General features: G+C 35.7%; 5 protein-coding genes and 1 pseudogene. All 6 read left to right on the forward strand.

Annotation, left to right across the window (positions count from 1 at the left end; translation table 11 throughout):
* Positions 1-385 precede the first annotated feature (385 nt).
* The 6 genes and pseudogenes from V7127_RS17785 to arsC all read left to right on the forward strand — a co-directional run bounded on the left by V7127_RS17785 (position 386) and on the right by arsC (position 5,268).
* Positions 386-886 (forward strand): arsinothricin resistance N-acetyltransferase ArsN1 family A, encoded by a 501-nt coding sequence (locus V7127_RS17785; RefSeq protein WP_335488336.1) that lies wholly within the window; start codon positions 386-388, stop codon positions 884-886.
* A 182-nt stretch (positions 887-1,068) separates the two neighbouring features.
* Positions 1,069-1,518 carry a MarR family winged helix-turn-helix transcriptional regulator gene (locus V7127_RS17790; RefSeq protein WP_335488339.1) on the forward strand — a complete coding sequence of 150 codons (450 nt, stop codon included), beginning with the start codon at positions 1,069-1,071 and terminating at the stop codon, positions 1,516-1,518.
* Between the two features lie 52 nt (positions 1,519-1,570).
* Positions 1,571-2,629, forward strand: a complete 1,059-nt coding sequence (locus tag V7127_RS17795; RefSeq protein WP_335488342.1) for a flavin-containing monooxygenase — start codon at positions 1,571-1,573, stop codon at positions 2,627-2,629.
* A 36-nt stretch (positions 2,630-2,665) separates the two neighbouring features.
* The gene (locus tag V7127_RS17800; protein ID WP_335488345.1) at positions 2,666-4,027 is read left to right on the forward strand and encodes an NAD(P)-binding domain-containing protein; all 1,362 of its coding nucleotides are present in this window, start codon (positions 2,666-2,668) and stop codon (positions 4,025-4,027) included.
* Between the two features lie 184 nt (positions 4,028-4,211).
* A pseudogene (locus V7127_RS17805) lies at positions 4,212-4,845 on the forward strand (ArsB/NhaD family transporter); the annotation flags it as partial.
* 21 nt (positions 4,846-4,866) lie between these two features.
* Positions 4,867-5,268, forward strand: coding sequence for an arsenate reductase (thioredoxin) (gene arsC / locus V7127_RS17810; RefSeq protein ID WP_335488348.1), 402 nt, complete (start codon positions 4,867-4,869; stop codon positions 5,266-5,268).
* Positions 5,269-5,418: the final 150 nt, after the last annotated feature.

Below are 5,418 nucleotides of genomic sequence, written 5' to 3' on the forward strand. Positions count from 1 at the left end.
CCTTATAATACGAAAGGGCCAGTTTGTGGAGTAACCCTTTTAAAAGGAATCGGATATATAATGGAAGTAAAAACATTTGTGTATAATTTCCGTCGATTGAGTTGTTTAGTCACGACTGAGTTGTCGTTAGATGACGAATGACATAAAAGTAACTACTCTTATGTAAAATGACGTAAAAGTACCTACCAACATGTTAATATTAATATATTTTGATGAGTCACAATAAAGTAGTTTATTTTTACTATTACTAACACTGATAACACCGTCCAAGTTACACTTATTTATTTTTATTGAATAATCTAAAATAGATACTTGCGATTTGCAAATTATATATTTATATTTATTTACAAGCAATAGAAATATGGTTTTAGTTGGGGGGGATTTGATGACTGTAATCAGGGAGGCACACGCAAAGGATACAGCTTCTATACTTAATATTTATAACGAAGGTATTGAAGACAGAATAGCAACTTTAGAAACTCAAACAAAAGATTTACAATACATGAAAGAATGGTTTGAACAGCATAGAGGGCGGTACAAAGTTATAGTTGCTGAACAAGATGGGCAAATATTAGGATGGTCTTCTTTAAATAAATATAATAACCGTTGTACTTATGCTGGAGTAGCAGATTTATCTGTATATATTGCTAGGGATTACAGAGGGATGGGCATAGGAAGTTTGTTACTAGTAGCTATTGAAAATCTAGCCATAGAAAATGATTTCCATAAAATAGTTCTCTTTACATTTCCATTCAATCAGCTTGGTCAGGGTTTATATCGAAAGAAAGGATATCGTGAGGTTGGTACTTTTAAGAATCAGGGTATTCTGGACGGAAAATATGTTGACGTTATGGCAATGGAGAAGCTACTTGTACAAGCTAAGTAAAGGTAGCTTGTACTTGTGGCAGGCAATTATAGTTTGAATTTTTAAAGGGATTTTTTGCTTTACGGTCAGGAAACGTATTAAATTCTTATCTCAGCATATACAAGATTAAGAAGAGGAATAATTAAATTAAATAGTTGCATTTTGCAAATTGTTTTATATAATAAGTGTAAGGGGTGAAAAAAATGGAAAATCCACGTGAGTTATTTCAAGTCATGACACGACGCTTTGGTCTTTTAAATAAAAATTGCTGTAGTGTTGGAGGCTGTGATATTTCCCTCATTCAAAGTCATATTCTTTATGAGATTGACAATCAACACGAACCATCGATGCAACAAATAGCAGATACATTGGGTACAGACATCACAACTTTTAGTCGTCAGGTGCAATCATTAGTTAAACTGAATTTGGTAAAAAAAACCCCACACAGTGATGATAAAAGAGTCTATATATTATCTCTTACAGTTGAAGGGAAATATGTAGCGACAACAATTGATCAGCAAATGAATGAATACTTGAACGATGTTTTTTCTAATATGAATGAATTTGAGAAAGAAACGGTTATTAGATCCATTAAGTTATTAAATGAGGCAATGGCAAAAACAAGCCATTGTTGCACAATTCCTTTGAGGTGAAATCCTCAAAAGTAATACTTGCAAAATGCAAATAAATTAAGTGGAGGTTTTAATGAATAAAATATGGGATGTTATTGTAATTGGTGGAGGGCAGGCTGGCCTAGCCACAGGTTATCATTTGCAGAAAAAGGGACTGGATTTTTTGATTTTAGAATCAAATGACATGGCAACAGGTTCATGGTCACAGTATTATGGTAGTCTCAAATTGTTTTCTCCTGCTCGTTATTCATCTTTACCTGGTATGAATTTCCTGGGGGATCCTGACAATTATCCATCAAAGGAAGAAGTAATTAGATATTTAGAACAGTATCAAAAACATTTTAAATTACCAGTAGTGACTAAGTCGAAAGTTGTATCTGTGGTAAATGAAGATAAAATGTTCATGATTCAAACAATATCCGGAGAAACGTATAGAGCAAAAACGATTATTAATGCGACAGGGTCTTTTCATAATCCATATATTCCTTCAATAAAAGGACAGGATCTATTTAATGGGCAGATTATTCATTCTGCTGATTATCGAAGACCAGAACCCCTAACAAATCAAAGAGTTATAGTTGTAGGGAGCAGAAATTCCGCAGTCCAAATTGCTATCGAACTGGCCAAATTTAGTAAAACAACTTTAGCTGTGCGCCACCCTGTGAGATTAATAAATCAAAAAATACTGGGTAAAGACTTGCATTTATGGTTTAAGATTTTTGGCTTTGATACATTTCCTTTTTGGAAATTTGGGCGAAAGGTACCTGCTTCAGATGCGGTAATAGACTCAGGTAATTATAAAGAACCACTAGAAGAAGGGAAACCGGATCAACAGCAAATGTTTATTGCTTTTTATTCAGAAGGAGTAATTTGGCCAGATGGAACGAAAGAGCCGGTGGATACGGTTATATTTGCCACAGGGTATCAGTATAGTTTCCCATACTTAAGAGAAATAGGGGCCCTTGATTCTGATGGGCTGCCATTACACGTTGCTGGCGTAAGTAAATCAGTGCCTGGACTTTATTATGTTGGTCTAGAAGGTCAGCGATCCTTTGCATCAGCAACATTAAGAGGAGTCGGTTCTGATGCACGCTTTGTTGTTCGAATGCTTCTAGAGCACTTGAAAAACTAATTTTTAAAAAAATTATAAATGAATGGAGAGATAAATATGACGGATTCAAACAATATATTAATTAATGTACAAGGTTGCTGTGCACAACAAACAACATCTTTAAAAGCTGAAACTTCAAGCAATAACACAGATAAATTACCGATCGCGATTATTGGTGCTGGTCCAGTTGGATTATCAGCTGCAGCTCATTTAGTTAGTAGAGGAGAATCTTTTTTTCTATTAGAAGGTGGTAACCATGTTGGTGCCAACATATTAACTTGGGGACATATACGTTTATTTTCACCATGGCGTTATAACATTGATAAAGCTGCTAAGCGCTTAATGGAAAAGGATAATTGGATACATCCTGATTTAGAGGAATTGCCAACAGGTAAAGAACTTGTAGAGCAGTATTTAGAACCACTTTCACACCTTTCAGAAATTAAACCCTTTATTCACTTGAATACCAAGGTACTCTCAATTGGTAAAAAAGATATTGATAAAATGAAAACACTGAATCGAGAAAATTCCCCTTATATTATTCATACAAAATCAAATGAAACCTATAAAACTTATGAAGCTAGAGCAGTAATTGATGCAACTGGAACCTGGGGAAATCCGAATCCTGCCGTATCAAGTGGAATATGGCTAAAGGAAGAGAAATCGCTTCATGACCAAATATTTTACGGAATCCCTAATGTTTTAGGGAAAGAAAAGGAACGGTATGCCAATAAGCGAATAGCAGTTATAGGTGGTGGGCATTCAGCTATTAATACTTTATTAGATTTAGCAAAACTTAAAGAGTCCTTTCCTAAAACGGAAATTATATGGATAATGAGAAGACGACATGTTGAAGATGCATATGGTGGAGAAGAAAAGGATGCTTTGGCAGCTCGTGGTGAGTTAGGAAGCCGCATCCACAACCTTGTTGATAATCAGAAAATAAAAGTAATGACTCCATTCCTAATTCAAGTGGTAAAAAGAACTCAAGAAGGAATTAAGATTACAGGCATTCAGAACTGTGAGGAAAGAAGCCTAGTTGGAATTAATGAGATGATAGTAAACACAGGAAGTCGTCCAGATTTAACAATTATAAATGAAATTAGATTATCTATCGATTCTTCAACAGAAAGTGTTAATGCATTAGCACCACTTATTGATCCAAATATTCATAGTTGTGGCACCGTCCGCCCACATGGAGAAAAAGAATTACGCCAACCAGATAAAGGTTTTTATATTGTTGGTGCAAAAAGCTATGGCCGTGCTCCAACATTCTTAATGGCGACAGGTTACGAACAAGTTAGAACAGTAGTGGCCTATTTAAGTGGAGATATTGAATCTGCAGAAAAAGTGGAACTATACTTACCAGAAACGGGTGTGTGTAGTGTAAATTTAAATACAAAAACGTCTTGTTGTTGATTCAACTTCATGAAATTAAATTATTAAGGGGGCTAAGTGCTTCCCTTATTACTTTAGAGAATGCCTATTGGAGTGTAAAAGGAGATAAAATTATGGTTATTAACCATGCGGGGGTACTGGGAAGAGAGTATTTTATAGCGTATATGAAACTTATAATAAGTGCTTTTGAATGTTCAGTCGATCATTCCGTAAAAGCATACCGAAAAATTATGATATGGCACAATTAAAGAAGCCAGTAGAAGCCATTCGTGACATGAAAATGTTTCGGCTATCTTGGGGTGTTTTAGGGATACTACTGGTTGGATATTTTGCTAGTGAATTTACAGGCATTCCTGTCTCGATTATCGCTAGTGTTGCGGCTATCTTTTTCCTTTTCATGGCTAGAAGAAGTCATGCAGTTAACACTCGCACAGTTATTAAGGGTGCACCATGGGCAATCGTCTTTTTCTCAATAGGAATGTATGTTGTGGTATATGGATTACGAAATGAAGGGTTAACAAATATATTAGCTGATCTAATTCAAATGACTGCCGATCAAGGTGCCTACCGTCATGATTGATGCATTAGCTATTGCAGACACCAATACAAGTGGTGTCATACGAGAAGCTCTTATCTATGCGAATGTGATTGGGTCTGATTTAGGCCCTAAGATCACGCCAATCGGTTCTCTCGCTACTTTATTATGGCTGCATGTCTTATCCCAAAAAGGGGTTAAGATATCATGGGGAACCTACTTTAAAACAGGTATTGTTTTAACCGTCCCAACACTGTTTATTACATTAGTTGGCTTATATATATGGTTGTTGTTCATTCACTAATTAAAAAGGAACCAATACAATATGTCTAAAAAAACAATTTACTTTTTATGTACAGGAAATTCTTGCAGAAGCCAAATGGCAGAAGGCTGGGCAAAGAAATATTTAGGTGATGAGTGGAGCGTATACAGTGCTGGAATAGAAGCACATGGGTTAAACCCGAATGCTGTAAAGGCCATGCAGGAAGCTGGTGTTGATATTTCCAGTCAAACATCAGATATTATTGATCCTGAAATCTTAAATAATGCTGATTTGGTGGTTACATTATGTGGAGATGCTGCTGATAAATGTCCAATTACACCGCCACATGTGAAGCGTGAACACTGGGGATTTGATGATCCAGCCGGAAAAGAGTGGTTCGAATTTCAGCGTGTTCGTGACGAAATTGGTGAACGAATTAAGCAATTTGGTGAAACAGGGAAATAAGAAGAAGAATCATATATAAACAAATACAAAAGGAAACCACCTAAAGTTATTTAATAATACCCAATTCGCTATTCCATAATCGGGCGCGATTGCGAAATAAAGGGCAGTAGCTTTTTACTAACGAAGTAGGTTAGCATTCCTGTAGATCGT

Origin of the sequence: Bacillus sp. JJ1773 (genome assembly GCF_036962035.1) — a bacterium.
Classification (GTDB): Bacteria; Bacillota; Bacilli; order Bacillales; family Cytobacillaceae; genus Cytobacillus.

Coding starts and splice junctions, on each gene's coding strand:
- V7127_RS17785 (WP_335488336.1), top strand. CDS start 386: ATGACTGTAATCAGGGAGGCACACGCAAAGGATACAGCTTCTATACTT.
- V7127_RS17790 (WP_335488339.1), top strand. CDS start 1,069: ATGGAAAATCCACGTGAGTTATTTCAAGTCATGACACGACGCTTTGGT.
- V7127_RS17795 (WP_335488342.1), top strand. CDS start 1,571: ATGAATAAAATATGGGATGTTATTGTAATTGGTGGAGGGCAGGCTGGC.
- V7127_RS17800 (WP_335488345.1), top strand. CDS start 2,666: ATGACGGATTCAAACAATATATTAATTAATGTACAAGGTTGCTGTGCA.
- arsC (WP_335488348.1), top strand. CDS start 4,867: ATGTCTAAAAAAACAATTTACTTTTTATGTACAGGAAATTCTTGCAGA.